The following is a 16,119-nucleotide window of genomic DNA, read 5'->3' as shown; positions in this document are numbered from 1 at the left end:
CGCGTACGGTTACCTCAGCGTGCAGTACCCGCATCGCCGAGCCCCGCGGCATGCTTGCCGGACAGGCTCGACAGCAACGCCTCGATCGGCAACTTGCGCGCCATCCGCGGCTGCGAAAGACCCAGTTCGCGAAACGCCGAATCGATTTCCTCCCGGGTCGGTTGCAATGGTGCGAGCGCAGACGCGAGGGGCGGGACAATCTGCTTGACCATGTAACGACGCCCCGTCGCCTTGATTTGCCTGACGACGATCAATATGCCAAGCGCGATGAAGAAATAGATGCCGTAGTTCGTCGCGTCCGGTGCGACCATTCCCACCGTCACGGACCCTACGATCGCGACGGCGAACGCGACGAAGATCGCAAGTATGTCGCGCCAATTGATACGGCTCGATGCGAAATAACGCTCGGCCTTCGTCGATAGCACCACGAACGGATCGCGAATCAAAGCCTGTCGCTCGTCGGGCTGCAGAGACGGGAGCGCGGTGCGAACCCGCTCCTCGAGGACGAGCCGGTCTCTCCATGCCGATTCCAGATCGGGAAAGGTTCGCGCGGTCAGCTCCGGCAGCGGCGCGGGCTTCGGCGACACGCTTGCATAGGTGGACAGCTCGCTCTTGACCGGTGTTCGGCAAGTCTGGCAAGTTCGCTGATATCCGACCAGCCGCCCTTCGCCAACCGAGATGTTGTAGACATGACCGGCAGAGCCGACCCGCTGCAATTCGAATGTACGCGGGGCTCTGCAAATCGGACAGAAGTCCGCTACATAGCCCTGCTTGCGATAGACTAACTTCCGCCCCCAGAAGACGAACATGGCATTCCCCCGAATTCCGGGGATATGCCCCGGCATGTTCAATTCATTGATTATTTGTTTTCCAGTCCGAAACGACACGGCGGTTTATTCTGCCTGAATATTTTTTCCCGCGGGTGGCGTTTTTGCCGGTCGGGGCGGTTCGAAAACGCAACGCGACGCGAATGCTTTCATCCGGTTTTCATTTCACCTTCGATGGCATCGCGACGCCAGGAAACGATACGCCGGCACGATCGATCGGCTGTCACACTCCGATGTCCTGATCGCGCGACAGACGCGCTGCTTACGCTAATGGGTCGACAACACGATGGTCACCATTTACCCTGCCGGGCCGCGCGAAGTGCCGGCCGGACTCGCGCGTGCGAGCATCGCGTATCGCCGCAACGTATGGCTGGCGGTTGCGAGCCTCGCGCTGTTCATCCTGCTGTATCTCGCGCTGACCGCGTGGTTCGCGTTCTCGGCAATCACCGGTGCATTGCGGCTCGCGCTGGATGGCGGGTCGGCCGGGTTGCCCGAATGGCTCGCGTGCGGCGGCAGCCTGTTCCTGGCGATATTCCTGGCCAAGGCGCTCTTTTTCGTCCGGAAGGACGTGAGTACGGACCGCGTTGAATTGACGCGCGCGCAGCAGCCGCGGCTGTTCGCGTTCCTCGAACGTATCGCCGAAGACGCCGGCGCGCCGCGCCCGAACAAGGTGTTCGTCAGTGCGCGGGTCAATGCGGCCGTGTTCTACGACCTGTCGCTGCTGAACCTGGTTCGGCCTTCGCTCAAGCATCTGGAGATCGGGCTCGCACTCGTCAACATGCTCAATCTCACCGAATTCAAGGCGGTGTGCGCGCACGAGTTCGGCCATTTCGCACAGCGGTCGATGGCGCTGGGCCGATGGGTCTACACGGCGCAGCAGATCGCCGTCCATATCGTCGCGCAGCGCGACCTGCTCGACCGCGTCCTGCACCGTCTGTCGAACCTGGACGTGCGCATCTCGTGGATCGGCTGGCTGCTCGGCCTCGCCGTCTGGGCATTGCGTTCGATCATCGACATGGCGTTCCGCCTGGTTGTCGTCGCGCAACGGGCGCTGTCGCGTGAAATGGAAATGCAAGCCGACCTGGTCGCCGTGTCGTTGACCGGCAGCGATGCCATCGTGCATGCGTTGCACCGGTTGCAGATTGCAGACGACGCATGGGACCGCACACTGGGCCTGCTGCGCAGCGAAGTCGCCAACGGCCGGCCGCCGCGCGACGCATTCGTCGTGCAGCAGGCTTTTGCCGATCGCCTCGGTCGCATCTACAACGATCCGGCTTACGGCCGGCGCCCGCAGGTGCCGGCGGACGCAGCCGATGCGTTCCGCGTGTTCGACCGGGAAATCGCGCAGCCGCCGCGCATGTGGGCCACGCACCCGCAGAATCACGAACGGGAGGAAAACGCGAAACGCACGTATCTGGCCGCCCCCGTGGACGAGCGTAGCGCGTGGGTGCTGTTCGACGACGCGCACAGCCTGCGCGAGCACATGACGGCCGCGCTGACCGGCGACACCGGACACGCGCCGGTGGACGCCGACGTGTCGCTGCGGCAAATGGACGAACATTTCGCGCAGGAACATCTTGGGCCGCAATATCGCGGCATCTACATGGGTTTCCCGGCCACCCGGCACGCGCGATCCGCGCAGTCATTGACGGAGCCCGTCACCCGCGCCGGTCCGCTCGATACCGACACGCTGTACCCTGCCACCATCGGCCACGACCTCGAGCGGCTGCGCAAGCTCGATCGCGAGCATGCACTGCTTTGCTCGCTGCGCGACGGGCGCTATCAAGCGATCGACGGGGTCATCCGCCACCGCGGCCGGGTACTTCGCCGCGCCGAGTTGCCCGGCGCGATCGACGCGGTCGATGCCGAGCGTTCCGCCGCCCGCGGCCGCCTCCACGCGGTGCTGAAGGCGGTACGCAGCGCCCACCTGGCCGCCGCCGCCACCCTGTCGCCAGCATGGCGCGCATATCTCGAAGGCTTGCTGCGCTTGCTTCACTATGCGGAGCATGCCGAAGCGAACGTGCGCGACGCTTACGCGCATCTGTCGCTGCGGCGGCAGCGGGCCACGGCTGGCGGAACAATCACCGAGCACGGCATCGGCCATATCGTCCGTGCGGCCGAGCAGTTGCAGCGTGCATTGGCGCAAGTCTTCCACCACGCGGAGGATGTACGCCCGAGCGCGCCCGTGCTGGCCGCGCTCGGCATCGACGCCTGGCCCGACGCGCTGGGGCATTTCGCGCTCCGCGAGCCGGTGCGAAGCAACATAGACGACTGGCTGCGTGCTGTCGGCGGTTGGGTCCAGCATGCGGCCGGACAACTTTCCGCGTTGCGCCGCGCGACGCTCGACGAACTCCTGCGCGCCGAAGCGATCGTCGCCGCCGCCTATGCGGGTTCCGGCGCACCGGCGACGGAAGCGCCACCGCCGGCGCCATCCGTTCCGACCGCGTACGACACGCTCGTCGCCGGCACCGAGCGCGTGCTGCACGTCGACCAGCCGACCTTTCGCGAGCGCTTCGGCACGGCCAGCGGCGTGCTTCCCGGTATTGCCCGCGCGGCCGTGGCACTCGGAATCGTGGGATCCGTGCTCGTGTTCGGCTGGATGCAAGGCCGCGTCACCGTCTCGGTGTACAACGGCCTCGCCCGCACCGTGTCCGCGACAATCGACGGACGGCGCGTCGAACTGCAACCGGGTGCGTCAGCCGACGTGACCGTTCACGGCGGCCGCGATATCCGTATCGTCAGCACGACTTCCGATGGCGAGCCGATCGAATCGTTCGATGCCCCGCTCGGTTTTCTGCATGCGCGGTTCGTCTACACCGTCGCCGCCGCCGCGCCGCTGCGCCTGTGGACGGCCGCCTACGGCAGCGCAGCCGCACCGCCGCCGCACTGGCTCGCGCCGCTGCGATGGCAGCCCGCTTCGGCCGAGTACGTCTTTTCCCGACCGCCGGCCAGCATTCGCACGAAGGACGGCGGCACGACGCGCACCGTGCTGGACGCAGGCAATGTCGTCGCACCCGAGACCCTGGTGCGCGCCGCCGGCGGCAACGCGGCGGCGGCGATGGTGCTGTCGCACGTGCGATTCGATGCGCCGGACTCTCCTTATCTGCGCAATTGGCTGGATCTCGCCAGAACGACACCCGGCTTCGATCGGGCGCTGGCGGCACGACTCACGCATGTTCCCGACGGCGCGTCCGCGGTGCGAATCGGCCAGGCGGCAACGGAGAGCCGCCACGATAACGGCGTCGGCAAGTAGGGCCGCGCATTCGGTGACACCCGCCGCAATGCCGATTCGCGACGACGATTACTGACTCGCCGCGTCGCCCTGCTTCTTCTGCCACTTCGCCGGCAGCCGCCAGTTCCCGCTACGCCGCAACCCGTCGACGAACTTCGCGCGCTCGTCCGGCGTCAGCGTCGCCGCGAAATCGACGACGCGGCGCTCGACCTGCGCACGCAGCGCCGTATCGGCCGCGCGCGTCCGGTCGAGCGCCGCGTCGATCGCCGTGCGATCGAGTTGCGGCGCGGCCAGCAGGTCCAGCACGGTGATCCGGTCGTCGCGCCCTTCCCGCGCGAAATCGCGGCCGTCCTTGCGCGCCGCCTTCAGCGCCGCAACGAATTCCTGCTGGCGCGCGTCAGGCAATTCGTCCGCGGCGAAACGCAATGCGGTGCGCGACGCCGGTGCGCCCGCCGCCCGCAGGTCGCGATGCGTCGAAAACCACTGATACGCACCGCCGCCGATCGCGCCGAGCATGAATACGTTCAGCACGACCGAACCGACGAGGACGAATTTCCAGCCACGCTCACTCATTCATCACTCCAGTCCACGCTCGGCCCACCGAACGTCGTAGTCAGATAGCCGGGCTCATGCGCAGGCGGCACGCTGCCGAGCATCAGCATCGACACGGCCACCGCGCCCGCGAGCGCACCGGCCAGGCCCACGCCCGCGAACGCCGCGCCCGACCACCACACGGCGCCGCGCCGCCGCGCGCGCCGCGGGGCGGGCGCCGTCGCGACGATGCGCTCGACGAGCGCCGGCGCGGGCGGTGCGACCGTATCGTTTGCGAGCCACGCGTCGAGTTCGGCTGCATCGTCCAGCGCCGCCAATGCATCGCCCGGATGCGCACGCGCCCATGCCTCGGCGGCCGCGCGCTCGCCGTCCGGCCAGCGCCGCGCATCCGAGCCGTACGCGGCGACGATGGTACGAAATCGTTCGGGTGTCATCGGATGTCCTCGCTAGGTGAGTCGCCGGCCAGTTGCGTGCGCAAGTTTCGCCGCGCACGCGCGAGCAGGCTTTCCAGCGCGTCGACGGTAATGCCCATCAGGTTGGCCGCCTCCACGTTCGACATTTCCTGATAGTACTGGAGCACGAGCGCTTCGCGCTGCCGCACCGGCAACGCCGCGAGCGCCTGCCGCACGCGCGCGTCGCGCGAGCGGGTCTCCGCACGGGTGGCCGGCTCCGGTTGCGGATCGGGCACGTCGGGCAGCACGTCGACCGGTTCCTCGCGGCGGCCGCGCAAGCGGTCGTAGCACAGATTCAGCACGACGCGATGCAGCCACGTGTCGAACCGTGCCTCGCCTTCGCGCCAGCCCGGCGCCTGTTTCCAGATCCGCAAGAACGTCTCCTGTGCGACGTCCTCGGCTTCCGTGCGGTCGCCGAGCATGCGCGTCGCGAGCGCGAGCAGTCGCGGCAGCTTGCGCGCGACGAGCATGCGCACGGCCGACGCGTCGCGCGCGCCGACCCGTGCGACCAAGGCCGCGTCCGGATCGCCGTCGCTCAACGCGGGGCGCTCCAGCGCATCGCGCGTCTGTGCCGCGGCGCGATCGTTGATACGCCCGCCTGCAGACTGATGCTCATCGTCGTGCTCTCCTTGCATGCGCTGTACCATTAACCGGCCCCGCCACACTGGCGGTCGGGGATCGCCGCACGCACCGCGCACGGCCTCGGCAAGGTCCGTTTCATCGGCATCCGTTTCAGGCTGCATGGCGATCGGGTCGATCGGGTGCCGGCCGCCCGTTTGCGCGAGCGGCGGCCGGCGTGCTCAATATACGACGACCGGCGCGGGCCGGTAATAGACCGGACGCGCCGGCACCACGACGCAGCCGGCCAGCACGATGGCTGCGGCCGCCAGGATCACGATGGTTCGAAAAGGCATGGCTTCGACTCATGATGTTGCACGAAGTAGCTGCCGCGCCGGCACCGCGTGCCGTGCGGCGGCGTAAGCGTCACGCCCAGTGACCGGGCACCCAGCGCCAGGCCGGCCCGCGCGCGGCCCAATGGCCCGGCACCCAGTGGTAGCCGACGCGCACCATCTGCCAGTGGCCCGGAATCCACACGTAGCGACCTTGCCGCCAGTGCCAGTGGCCCTGATCCCACACGTAGCCCGCGCGCGGCGCCGGCAGCACTTCGACGCGCGGCGGCGGCGGCGCGTAAGGCGCGACGATCACGGCCTGCGCGAAGGCCGCGGACGCAGCCAGTGCGGCCACGCATGCCACGGCGAATCGCAATGGATGGGAAAGCTTCATGTAAGACTCCGAAGTAGCGGGTATCGACCGGAAGCGGCCGTTCATGCGTTAAACGGCGCGGGCGAATGGAATCCGTCGCGGTGTCCGCAAATAAATTTCGGCCGAACCTGACGCGCGTCGGCGCTGGCCGGATGCCGCGATCCACGCGTTCGTGGCCTGAGCCAACGCTTGCGCGGGGTTGCCCTGCTGTCACAACCCGGCAAAACTGCCCTTCGACAATGTCTCGCACCGGGATCCCGCTCGTTCCCGGCTCTCGCACTGGTCACGCTCGCGCACGGCCAGGCGGTTCCTCATCTCGCGTCTCCACCCACGAAAACACCGACCATGTCGAACCAGGACAACTCCCCGATCCAGCCGAACGAGCCGGCCGCGTCCGTCTCGCGTCGCGGCTTCCTGAAACTCGCCGGCGTCTCCGGCCTCGCCACCGCCGCCGGTGGCCTCGCGGCAGCCAGGGCCGCCGCGTCGAACCCGGACGGCACGCCCGAGCAGGTCCACCTGACCTGGGGCAACGATCCAACGTCGGAAGTCGTGATCTCGTGGGCCTCGCTCGCGTCGGCCGTCAATCCGCGCGCGCGCATCGTCGCCGACGGCGAGCCGGCACGCACCGTGCACGGCGTCCAGCGCCTGTACACCGATGGCCTGAACGGCGAAACGGTATTCGCGTACCACGCACGCGTGCACGGGCTGAAGCCGAATACGCGCTACCGCTACGAGATCACGGCCGACAACGACAGCAACGCCGCGCAGCCGTTCTCCGCGAATTTCTCGACCGCGCCGCGCGGCCGCGCGCCGTTCCGCTTCACGAGCTACGGCGATCTCGCGACGCCGAACGGCGCGTGGGTGCTGTCGTCGCCGCAGAGCCGCTTCGCGGTGCAGGCAGTCGAGCAGTTCCAGCCGCTGTTCCACCTGCTGAACGGCGACCTCTGCTATGCGAACCTGAACCCCGCGCACCAGCCCGAGGTATGGCGCGATTTCGGCAACAACAACCAGACGTCGGCCGCCAACCGTCCGTGGATGCCGTGCCCGGGCAATCACGAGATCGAGTTCAACAACGGCCCGCAGGGGCTCGACTCGTATCTCGCGCGCTATACGCTGCCGGAGAACGGCACGCGCTTTCAGGGTCGCTGGTACAGCTTCCGCGTGAGCTCGGTGCTGTTCGTCTCGCTCGACGCGGACGATGTCGTGTACCAAGACGCCGCCGCGTTCGTCGGCGGCCCCGCACCGCTCGTGCCGGCCGCGAGCACGGGCCACCCGCCGATCGAACCCGGCACGTCGTTCTACGTGCGCGGCTACAGCAACGGCGAGCAGACGCGCTGGCTCGAACACACGCTGCGTCACGCTGCGCACGACGACGACATCGACTGGATCGTCGTGCAGATGCACCAGGACGCGCTCAGCTCGTCGAAGACGGGCAACGGTTCCGACAAGGGCATTCGCGAAGCATGGCTGCCGCTGTTCGACCGCTACGGCGTCGACCTCGTGCTGTGCGGCCACGATCACGACTACGAGCGCAGCTACCCGGTGCGCGGCTGCAATCACCGCGCGGGCGTCGATGCGACGACCGGCGAAGTCGTCGAGACGCTGCAGCCGCGTCCGGTCGGCTCGAACGACCCGGACCGCACGAAGTTCGACACGAGCCACGGCACGATCCACCTGATCCTCGGCGGCGGCGGCACCAGCGCGCCGCTCGACGTGTACGGCGAGAACCCGGCGACCGGCTTTGCGCGCGCGAAGGTGTTCACGAAGCCGAACCGGCCGGTGCCGGGCACGGCGCCGAATACGTTCGTGCGCGCGCCGGCCGATGCGCTCGAGGATGCGATCTGGTCCGCGCGCCGCGATACGGGCACCGGTTACGGGATCGCGGTGTTCGACCACGACCCGGGCAAGCCGGGCGGTCACACGACGATCACGATGCGCTACTACCACGCGCCGGGCGCCGACCAGCACCCGACCGCCGACTACGAGCTGTTCGAGACGATCGAACTGAGCAAGAAGCGCAACGAACGGTGACCGTCAGGCGCCCGTTGCGACGGGCGCCTGACGTCGTGCCGTTGCGGGACGGTGCGCGATGCCACGCGTTGGACTGCACGCGTCGCCCATCGGCCCATGAAGATGAGTTTCGAATACCGCATCCACACGACGCCGTCGGCCGACGCATTCGACGCCATCGCGAATGCGTTGCGACACGCGCACGACGACATCGACATCGATCCCGACCACCGACGGCTCGAAGTCCGTGGCGACGCCGGCGGCTGGCCGCTGATCGGCCTGTCGACCGACGAAGACGGTTTCTTCCTGGTCACGACGCTCGGGCCGACGCGAGACGCGATGCTCGGTTCGATCGGCAACGCGTTGTCGGCAATCGGCGCGGCGTGGCGCATCGACGACGCGTGACCGGTTGCCACGTGACGCCCATACTCCCGAATCGGCCGCAAGCGCCGGGCCGATCACCGCCAACGCCGCTGCCCGATCTCCGTCACCCCGTTAAACTACGCGTTTGCGTCGGCAATGGCCGTCACGCATGCCGAATGCGCGCGTGGCTCATGCCGGCAGACCCGAATCACTAGAAGTCGAATTTGAATATTGAAACAGGCAGGAAGCATGAAGCGCAAGAATAAGGCAACGCTCGCCGGGCTCGGCGCGGTGTTGTTGTGGGCCTCCGTGGTCGCCCTCGTTCGTGGCGTGAGCGAAAGCCTCGGCGCGACCGGCGGCGCCGCGATGATCTATACGGTCGCATCCGCGCTTCTGCTGTTCACGATCGGCTTCCCCGATCTCAGCAAATTCCCGAAACAGTACCTGCTCTGGGGCGGGCTGCTGTTCGTCTCGTACGAGCTGTGCCTGTCGCTGTCGATCGGCTATGCCAGCAACGGCCGGCAGGCGATCGAAGTCGCGATGGTCAACTATCTGTGGCCGAGCTTCACGCTGGTGGCGGCGATCGTGTTCAACAAGCAGCGCGCCAACCTGCTGGTCGTGCCCGGCGTCCTGTTGTCGATGCTCGGGATCTGCCGGGTGCTCGGCGGCGACCGCGGCCTCGACCCGGCCGGCATGCTGCGCAACGTCGCGGACAATCCGCTGAGCTACGGCCTCGCATTCGTCGGCGCGCTGATCTGGGCCGGCTATTGCACGGTGACGGCGCGCCTCGCCGACGGCAAGAACGGTGTCACGCCGTTCTTCATGCTGGTGGCGCTGGCGCTCTGGATCAAGTTCGCGATCGAAGGCGGCGGCGGCATGACGTTGAGCCTGCATGCGGTCATCTATGTCGTGCTGGCGGCATCCGCGCTGGGGTTCGGCTATGCGGCCTGGAACACCGGCATCATGCACGGCAACGTGACGATTATCGTCGGCGCGTCGTACTTCACCCCGGTGCTCGCCGCCCTGCTCGCCGCGACGCTGCTGCATGCGCCGCTGTCGATCGAATTCTGGCAAGGCGCATCGATGGTTTGCGGCGGATCGATCCTGTGCTGGCTCGCGACGCGCAGCCGGCGCCGTGAAAAAGCCGCGCCCGTCCGGGTCGGCAACGAAGCGCAGGGCAACTGCCAGGGTTGACGACGCCGGGCGCTTGCGTTGCGATACCGCTTGAAACCCCAGCGATCCTGCATGCCGTCAATCACTCGCGCTAGCGCGACTCCAGTGCGATACGCACGGCCAGCCCGGCCAGCACCGTGCCCATCAACCAGCGCTGGGCCGACGCCCAGACCGGCCGCCCCGCCAGAAAGCCCGCGATGCCGCCTGCCATGCAGGCAATCAGCGCATTCACGCTGACGCTCACCGCGATTTGCACGCAGCCGAGCGCCAGCGATTGCGCGAGCACGCTGCCGTGCCCCGGCGAAATGAACTGCGGCAGCAGCGACAGATACATCACCGCGATCTTCGGATTCGCGAGGTTCGTGACGAAGCCCATCGTGAACAGTCTGGCACGGCTGTCGTGCGGCAGTTGCCTGACCTGGAACGCCGAGCGGCCGCCCGGCTTCAGCGCCTGCCACGCCAGGTACGCCAGATAAAGCGCCCCGGCAAAGCGCAACGCATCGTACGCATACGGCACGGCCATCACCAGCGCGGTGATGCCCAGCGCCGCGCACACCATGTAGAACACGAACCCCAGCGCGACGCCGCCTAGCGACACCAGCCCGGCACGGCGGCCCTGGCAGATCGAACGCGATACCAAATAGATCATGTTCGGCCCGGGTGTCAGCACCATGCCGAGCGACACGAGTCCGAAAGCAAGCAAGGTGGGCAAGGCCGGCACGGCAATCTCCTTCGGGACGAAGCGGTCAGGGGCGAGTTCGAACAATGTATTGCATCTCGACGGTCATCGGCTTGAATAAACTTCAAGTCGCCCATGAACGCTGTTCATCCCCGAAGCGGCTCGTTACCGGGCCTTTCTCGCGCGCGTGTTGACCGCCTTCGCCGCCTTCGCGCGTTGCGCGTCGACGAGCCGCACGAACGCGTCCGCGATCGCGTTGCCGGCCGTATTCCACGACAACCGCACCGAGCGATGCAGCCTCGGCGACAACTCCAGCACGCGGCCGCCGAACGGCGTGTACGTGAGCGTGATGCGCGGCACGATCGACACGCCCATGCCGGCCTCGGCCATCGACAGGATGGTGCGCATCTCGACCACGTTGAACGCGGCCCGCAGCGGTGCGCCGCCGCGCGCGAAGTAATCCGCGATCACCGGCCCGCACCCTGCCTTCGAGAAGATGAACGGCGCCGTGGACAACTGCTTCGCCGACACGCGCTTGCGGCCGGCGAACATGCCTTCGGCCGCCACCGCGACGAAATCCTCGTCGAGCAGCGGCAGATTGTGGGCGAACGTCTTCGTGCCGGCCACCACGCCGACACCGGCCGTACCGTCGTCGATCCACCCTTCGACTTCGCTGTCCGTGCCTTCGAGCAGCACCGCCGACACGCCCTCGTGCATGTCCTTCAACGCCTCGAGCGCGGGGACGACGAACGCCAGCGACACGCTCGGCAACGACGCGACCACCAGCTTCCCTTCGAGCTTGCCGCGCGACAGGCTGAACTGTTGGCGCAACAGCTGCGCTTCCCGCACCACGTTCTGGACGTACGGCCACAGGCGTTCGCCCGCCGCCGTCAGGACGACCGGCTGCCGGTCGCGCCAGAGCAGCTTGACCTCCGTGAGCGCTTCCAGCTCGGTCAATGCATGACTGATCGCGGATTGACTGCGGCTCAACCGGTCGGCCGCAGCCGTGAGCGAACCGAGTTCGACCACGGCCGCCAGGGCCTGCAACTGGGCAAGCGTCATCGACACCTCCTTGCTCAACGATATGAATCCGGCACATGAGACGACAAACCGTCATGAATTATATTGAACCGCGGAAATGATCACGTCGACGCGCCCCATGACGCGCCAAGGCTCGTGCCGAATGCCCTTCGCAACGCTCAGGTAAGATGCAGCGTCGAACCGCCTGTCGATTGCCTGCGCCCCCGGCCGCACCACGGCGCGGCGCCAAGCGGTCGACTTCCGGTCCAAGCCGATCCAGAACAAATGCGTGCAAGACACACGCTTCCGCCACGTGCGCCATCGACAGCGCTCGCTGCCGGATATGCCGCGACATGCCATTCCATGATGCATTTCAATCTGACTGAAGGGGTGCTGGTCTCCAGCCTGCAGGGGCTCAGCGCGTTCGATCTGGCCGGCATCGCCATTGCGCTGCTGCTGGGCGGCATGGCCAAGGGGATCACCGGCATCGGCGTGCCGCTGATCGCGATGCCGATACTCAGCCAGTTCCTGCCGATCCGGCATGCGGTGCTGCTGCTGTCGATGCCGATCATCCTCGGCAACATTCCGCAGGCGCTGGAAGGCGGCCAGCTGCTGGCGACGGCACGCAAGATCGCCGCGCCGATCGCGGGCACCGTGATCGGCAATATCGTCGGCGTGGCGATCCTGCTGTCGCTCAATCCGGGGCACGCGCAGGCGGCATCCGGCGCGCTGCTGATCGTCGCCGCGGCGCTGATGCTCGCCGCGCCGAAACTCAGCCTGCCGGACGCCTGGCAGAAGCCCGTCGGCTTCGCGCTCGGCTTCGGCGCGGCGCTGATGGAAAGCATCGCGTCGGTTCCCGGCCCGCTGCTCGCCACCTACCTGATTTCGTCCGGCGCGACCGGGCGCGTCTTCACGAAGCAGATCGCGATCATCCTCGTGGTGTCGGTCGTCACGCTGATCACGACGTTCAGCGGCGCCGCGCACGCGAGCGGCGCCGACCTCGCGATCTCGGCGGCGGCGAGCCTGCCGGCCATTGCCGGCATGTGGCTCGTCCGCCCGCTGCGGGACAAGATGTCGCCCCGCCTCTTCAGGAGGGTCGTCCTGCTGTTCGTGCTCGTCGCGGCGTCGCAGATGATCTGGAAATCGGGTGTGTTCCGGCACGGCGGATCGCACGTTAGCCAGATGAGCAGCGCGCACGCGGGCAATAACCAGTAGATGGCGCAAAGCGATCGCTCGCGCATGCGTTCTGAAAGCTGCGAAGCGTAGTATTCGCGGACCCGGCGTATCGCCCCGCCCGACGGGCCGATCGATACGTCACCGACGTTGCTGCTCGCTCGCTGATGCCCGCATCGGCGCTGCCACGCTTTCAGAGGCATGACATGGAAACCTACGTATTGCTCGGCTGCGGATTAGGCCTCGGCCTGTTGATCGCCGTCTGGGGCATCTGGCAACTCAAGTAACGCTTGCACGCCCCGTCCACGCGCAAGCCATCCGTAGGGAGACGGACGGGCAAATGTAGTTTGCATCCGCGTTCGTCACCCGACTACTTCGCACTCCGATTCAGCTGTCCATCAGCATCGGCTACCCGAGTCCGCTTCCATTCGAAAGCAAACGTGAACGCGCGGCATCGAAGCGCGTGCACTCGGCCTTGAGCCAATTCGAAAACGCCTCGGTACGCGGATCGTCGGGATGGCGTGACAACAGCACGTAGCGCGCCGGCGCACGCACGTGCGTGCCGAAGACATCCACGAGCCGCCCGCTCGCAATCTCGTCATGCACGAGCGCGGCACGCCCCATCGCGACACCCTGATGGTTCAGCGCGGCCGTGATCGCCAGGCTGGAGAAGTTGAACTGCGGGCCGTCAAGGTGCGCCGTCCACGCCGGACGGACTTCCTCGAGCCACGTGCGCCACTCCACGAACTCGGGCGCGCCGCCCCACGGCGCGGCGTCGTGCAGCAGGACGACGCCGTCCAGCGATTCGCCGCGGGCAAAAGCCGGATGCTGCGCCAGATACGCCGGCGTGGCGACCGGAAACAGGATTTCGTCGAGGATGGCCTCGGCATGCAGCCGATCGTATTGCACCGGGTCGTAGCGCACGGCCACATCGATGTCGTCGGCCTCCATGGCCTGACGATCCAGCACCTGAAACTCGGCCTTCACGCGAACCGGCACGTCCGGCTGTTGCCGGTGAAATTCGGACAGGCGCGGCATCAACCACTGCAGCGCGAGCGACGGCAGGCAGCTGACCTGCAGCGGCGCATCCGGCATGCCGAGCGCCTGAAGCGTGCGATTGATGTCGACGAACGCGCTCGACATCGTCCCGAGCAGGATCCCGCCCTTCTCGGTCAGCTTCAGCCCGCGCGCCTGGCGCACGAACAGCGGATAGCCGAGCCGGTCCTCCAGGTTCCTGATCTGCTGGCTCACGGCGCTTTGCGTTAGGTTGAACGCCTGTGCCGTCTTCGTGAAGCTCAGCAACCGGCCGGCCGTTTCAAAGCAGAGCAACGCACCCAGGATCGAACCGTCGAGTCGCATAGATATCAGTCAGGCTAATGGATTCATTAGAAATCGGCGCTTTCGCGCGGGCTTCCCGGATCGTAGCATTTCGGCCATATCTCTCGTTTATCCAGCGCAGGACCGATCCATGACCATCACGCTCCAACCCGCCGATCTATTAGCCAGACTGCAATCCCGCCAACCGCTGCTGTGGCTGAATCCCCATGCCGGCAGCCCGTTGCCGCACGACGCGCCGGGGCTCGGCGCCATTGCGATGGCCGAAGCGCGGCTGGCGCGCTGCGAACCGCTGATGGCCGAACTGTTTCCCGAACTCGTGGCGAGCGCGGGAAAAATCGAATCGCCGCTGATGCCGGCAGACATGCTGCAGCGCTTGCTGTCGCGCCCGGCAGACGCACACGGCGCGTGGTTCATCAAGCGCGACGACGCGTTGCCGATCGCCGGTTCGATCAAGGCGCGCGGCGGCTTTCATGAAGTGCTCGCGCTCGCGGAGTCGATCGCGATCGAGCACGCGTTGCTCGACCCCGCGGGCGACCGGCGGATCCTCGCATCGGCCGCCGCGCGCGAACTGTTTGCCGCGCATACCGTCATCGTCGGCAGCACCGGCAATCTCGGCCTGAGCATCGGCGTGATGGCCGCCGCGCTGGGGTTCGAATCGGTCGTGCACATGTCGACCGACGCGAAGCCGTGGAAGAAGGCGCGCCTGAGAAAGCGCGGCGTTCGCGTGATCGAGCATGACGGCGACTATGCGCAAGCCGTCGCGGCCGGGCGGGCGCAGGCACGCGATCAGCCGCGCAGCCACTTCGTCGACGACGAAGGCTCGCTGATGCTGTTCCTGGGCTACGCAGCCGGCGCCCGCCATCTCGCCGCGCAGCTCGCCGAGGCGGGCCGCCGCGTGGACGCGACGCATCCGCTCTTCGTTCATGTCCCGTGTGGGGTGGGCGGCGCACCAGGTGGCATCGCGTATGGTCTCAAGGCGCTGTTCGGCGAGCACGTGCATTGCTTCTTTGCCGAGCCCGTCACGTCGCCGTGCATGCTGGTCCAGCTGGCCGCCGGCCCCGGGAAGCCCGTATCCGTCTACGACGTGGGGCTCGACAACCGGACCGAGGCCGACGGCCTGGCCGTCGCACAGGCATCGCACCTCGTCAGCCCGCTGATGGCGTCGCTGCTGTCGGGGGTGTTTACCGTCAGCGACGCGCAGCTCTACGCCCAGTTGCTCGCGGTTCAGCGCGCGACGGGCGTGGAACTCGAACCGTCGGCCGCCGCTGCAATCGGCGGCCCCGGATGGCTGACGGCGTCCCCGGCCGCCCGCGACTACGTGCATCGCCACGCGATCGACCTGCGCCGGTCGACGCACGTCATCTGGGCGACCGGCGGCTCGCTCGTGCCGCCGGAAGAGCACCGACGCTTCCAGTCGCATGCGCAAGCGCTCGCCGGTGCCGCAGCCAACACGTGACGTATCGGGACAGCGTTCAGCCCCGCTTCCGAAGACGCGTTAGACTGTCCCGATGGAACAATGCCGTTATTGCCAGAGAATCCGCGATGAATGGGATTGCCACGGTGACGAATGCCGCCGGGCAATCGCCAAGGCGCTGCGCCGGCAGCGCGCGGGCCTGCCCATGGTGCCCGATCGCATCCGCAACGAACTGCCGTCCGGCGCGCCGACCCAGCAGGTGATCGCCGTGCTGTCGCGCCAGCGCCTGCGCGCGCGCCGCGGCAACGAGGAACGCCGGGAGCGCAAGGAAATCGACGACGACGTCTGATCCGGCCGCGTCGCAGTTCGTCCACCACCTCTCGCCCGCGCCGTCGCCGCCGCACGCCCGCGCGGGCGTGCCGTCCGCGCCATGCGCATCCGCCTCCTCTCCCTTGCAAATCCGGCCACGTCGATTAGGGACGGAAGGCATTTATCTCGATATTATTGTCCGGACCGCAACGATCTTTCGCCAAAACTCACGTTTACCCTAGGTCGACCGGCGCCTACGATGTAATCAACCGCTTACGACATGGTGTCGAACGCGGAAAGCCAAAAACATCGGA

General features: G+C 67.2%; 15 protein-coding genes. 7 read left to right on the top strand and 8 right to left on the bottom strand.

All coding sequences use genetic code 11. From position 1 onward, the window contains the following. Positions 1 to 14: 14 nt before the first annotated feature. The gene (locus FFS49_RS17945; RefSeq protein WP_137909840.1) at positions 15 to 809 is read right to left on the bottom strand and encodes a hypothetical protein; all 795 of its coding nucleotides are present in this window, start codon (positions 807 to 809) and stop codon (positions 15 to 17) included. 304 nt (positions 810 to 1,113) lie between these two features. Between FFS49_RS17945 and FFS49_RS17940 the strand changes: the two genes are divergently transcribed. After that, complete coding sequence (locus tag FFS49_RS17940; RefSeq protein WP_105816550.1) at positions 1,114 to 4,080, top strand: M48 family metallopeptidase; 2,967 nt, start codon at positions 1,114 to 1,116, stop codon at positions 4,078 to 4,080. A 48-nt stretch (positions 4,081 to 4,128) separates the two neighbouring features. Here FFS49_RS17940 and FFS49_RS17935 read toward each other — a convergent pair whose 3' ends face one another. From FFS49_RS17935 to FFS49_RS17920, 4 genes are all read right to left on the bottom strand, one after another. Continuing rightward, positions 4,129 to 4,632, bottom strand: a complete 504-nt coding sequence (locus FFS49_RS17935) for a periplasmic heavy metal sensor (protein WP_105816551.1) — start codon at positions 4,630 to 4,632, stop codon at positions 4,129 to 4,131. Next, positions 4,629 to 5,045 carry a hypothetical protein gene (locus FFS49_RS17930; RefSeq protein ID WP_071332479.1) on the bottom strand — a complete coding sequence of 139 codons (417 nt, stop codon included), beginning with the start codon at positions 5,043 to 5,045 and terminating at the stop codon, positions 4,629 to 4,631. The genes FFS49_RS17935 and FFS49_RS17930 overlap by 4 nt, the downstream gene beginning before the upstream one ends. Continuing rightward, entirely contained in the window at positions 5,042 to 5,710 is a 669-nt protein-coding gene (locus FFS49_RS17925) for an RNA polymerase sigma factor (protein ID WP_224756022.1), read from the bottom strand. Before FFS49_RS17925 ends, FFS49_RS17930 begins: the two co-directional genes overlap by 4 nt. Before the next feature lie 337 nt (positions 5,711 to 6,047). Continuing rightward, positions 6,048 to 6,347 carry a YXWGXW repeat-containing protein gene (locus tag FFS49_RS17920; RefSeq protein ID WP_105816553.1) on the bottom strand — a complete coding sequence of 100 codons (300 nt, stop codon included), beginning with the start codon at positions 6,345 to 6,347 and terminating at the stop codon, positions 6,048 to 6,050. 324 nt (positions 6,348 to 6,671) lie between these two features. On the opposite strand from FFS49_RS17920, the gene FFS49_RS17915 reads away from it, so the two are divergent. The 3 genes from FFS49_RS17915 (at position 6,672) to yddG (ending at position 9,893) form a co-directional block, all read left to right on the top strand. Continuing rightward, positions 6,672 to 8,357, top strand: coding sequence for a metallophosphoesterase family protein (locus FFS49_RS17915; RefSeq protein ID WP_039350936.1), 1,686 nt, complete (start codon positions 6,672 to 6,674; stop codon positions 8,355 to 8,357). Positions 8,358 to 8,453: 96 nt separating this feature from the next. Further along, entirely contained in the window at positions 8,454 to 8,741 is a 288-nt protein-coding gene (locus tag FFS49_RS17910) for a hypothetical protein (RefSeq protein WP_071332477.1), read from the top strand. Positions 8,742 to 8,948: 207 nt separating this feature from the next. Further along, entirely contained in the window at positions 8,949 to 9,893 is a 945-nt protein-coding gene (gene yddG, locus FFS49_RS17905) for an aromatic amino acid DMT transporter YddG (RefSeq protein ID WP_137909841.1), read from the top strand. 70 nt (positions 9,894 to 9,963) lie between these two features. On the opposite strand, the gene FFS49_RS17900 is transcribed toward yddG, so the two are convergent. Beyond that, positions 9,964 to 10,593, bottom strand: a complete 630-nt coding sequence (locus FFS49_RS17900; protein WP_069252952.1) for a LysE family translocator — start codon at positions 10,591 to 10,593, stop codon at positions 9,964 to 9,966. Between the two features lie 123 nt (positions 10,594 to 10,716). After that, on the bottom strand, positions 10,717 to 11,613 hold the full coding sequence (locus FFS49_RS17895; RefSeq protein WP_105816556.1) for a LysR family transcriptional regulator: 897 nt from the start codon (positions 11,611 to 11,613) through the stop codon (positions 10,717 to 10,719). 321 nt (positions 11,614 to 11,934) lie between these two features. On the opposite strand from FFS49_RS17895, the gene FFS49_RS17890 reads away from it, so the two are divergent. Continuing rightward, complete coding sequence (locus tag FFS49_RS17890; protein ID WP_071332475.1) at positions 11,935 to 12,786, top strand: sulfite exporter TauE/SafE family protein; 852 nt, start codon at positions 11,935 to 11,937, stop codon at positions 12,784 to 12,786. 366 nt (positions 12,787 to 13,152) lie between these two features. On the opposite strand, the gene FFS49_RS17885 is transcribed toward FFS49_RS17890, so the two are convergent. Then, positions 13,153 to 14,109, bottom strand: a complete 957-nt coding sequence (locus tag FFS49_RS17885) for a LysR substrate-binding domain-containing protein (RefSeq protein WP_171026780.1) — start codon at positions 14,107 to 14,109, stop codon at positions 13,153 to 13,155. A 103-nt stretch (positions 14,110 to 14,212) separates the two neighbouring features. Between FFS49_RS17885 and FFS49_RS17880 the strand changes: the two genes are divergently transcribed. Continuing rightward, complete coding sequence (locus tag FFS49_RS17880) at positions 14,213 to 15,538, top strand: D-serine ammonia-lyase (RefSeq protein ID WP_105816559.1); 1,326 nt, start codon at positions 14,213 to 14,215, stop codon at positions 15,536 to 15,538. 52 nt (positions 15,539 to 15,590) lie between these two features. Further along, complete coding sequence (locus FFS49_RS17875; RefSeq protein WP_027791787.1) at positions 15,591 to 15,845, top strand: hypothetical protein; 255 nt, start codon at positions 15,591 to 15,593, stop codon at positions 15,843 to 15,845. Positions 15,846 to 16,119 lie beyond the last annotated feature (274 nt).

Source organism: Burkholderia sp. 4NA327C6 (assembly GCF_005502655.1).
GTDB classification, from domain to species: Bacteria; Pseudomonadota; Gammaproteobacteria; order Burkholderiales; family Burkholderiaceae; genus Burkholderia; species Burkholderia contaminans.
Note: the sequence above shows the minus strand (reverse complement) of the source record. Positions and strands in the feature narration are given on the sequence as shown.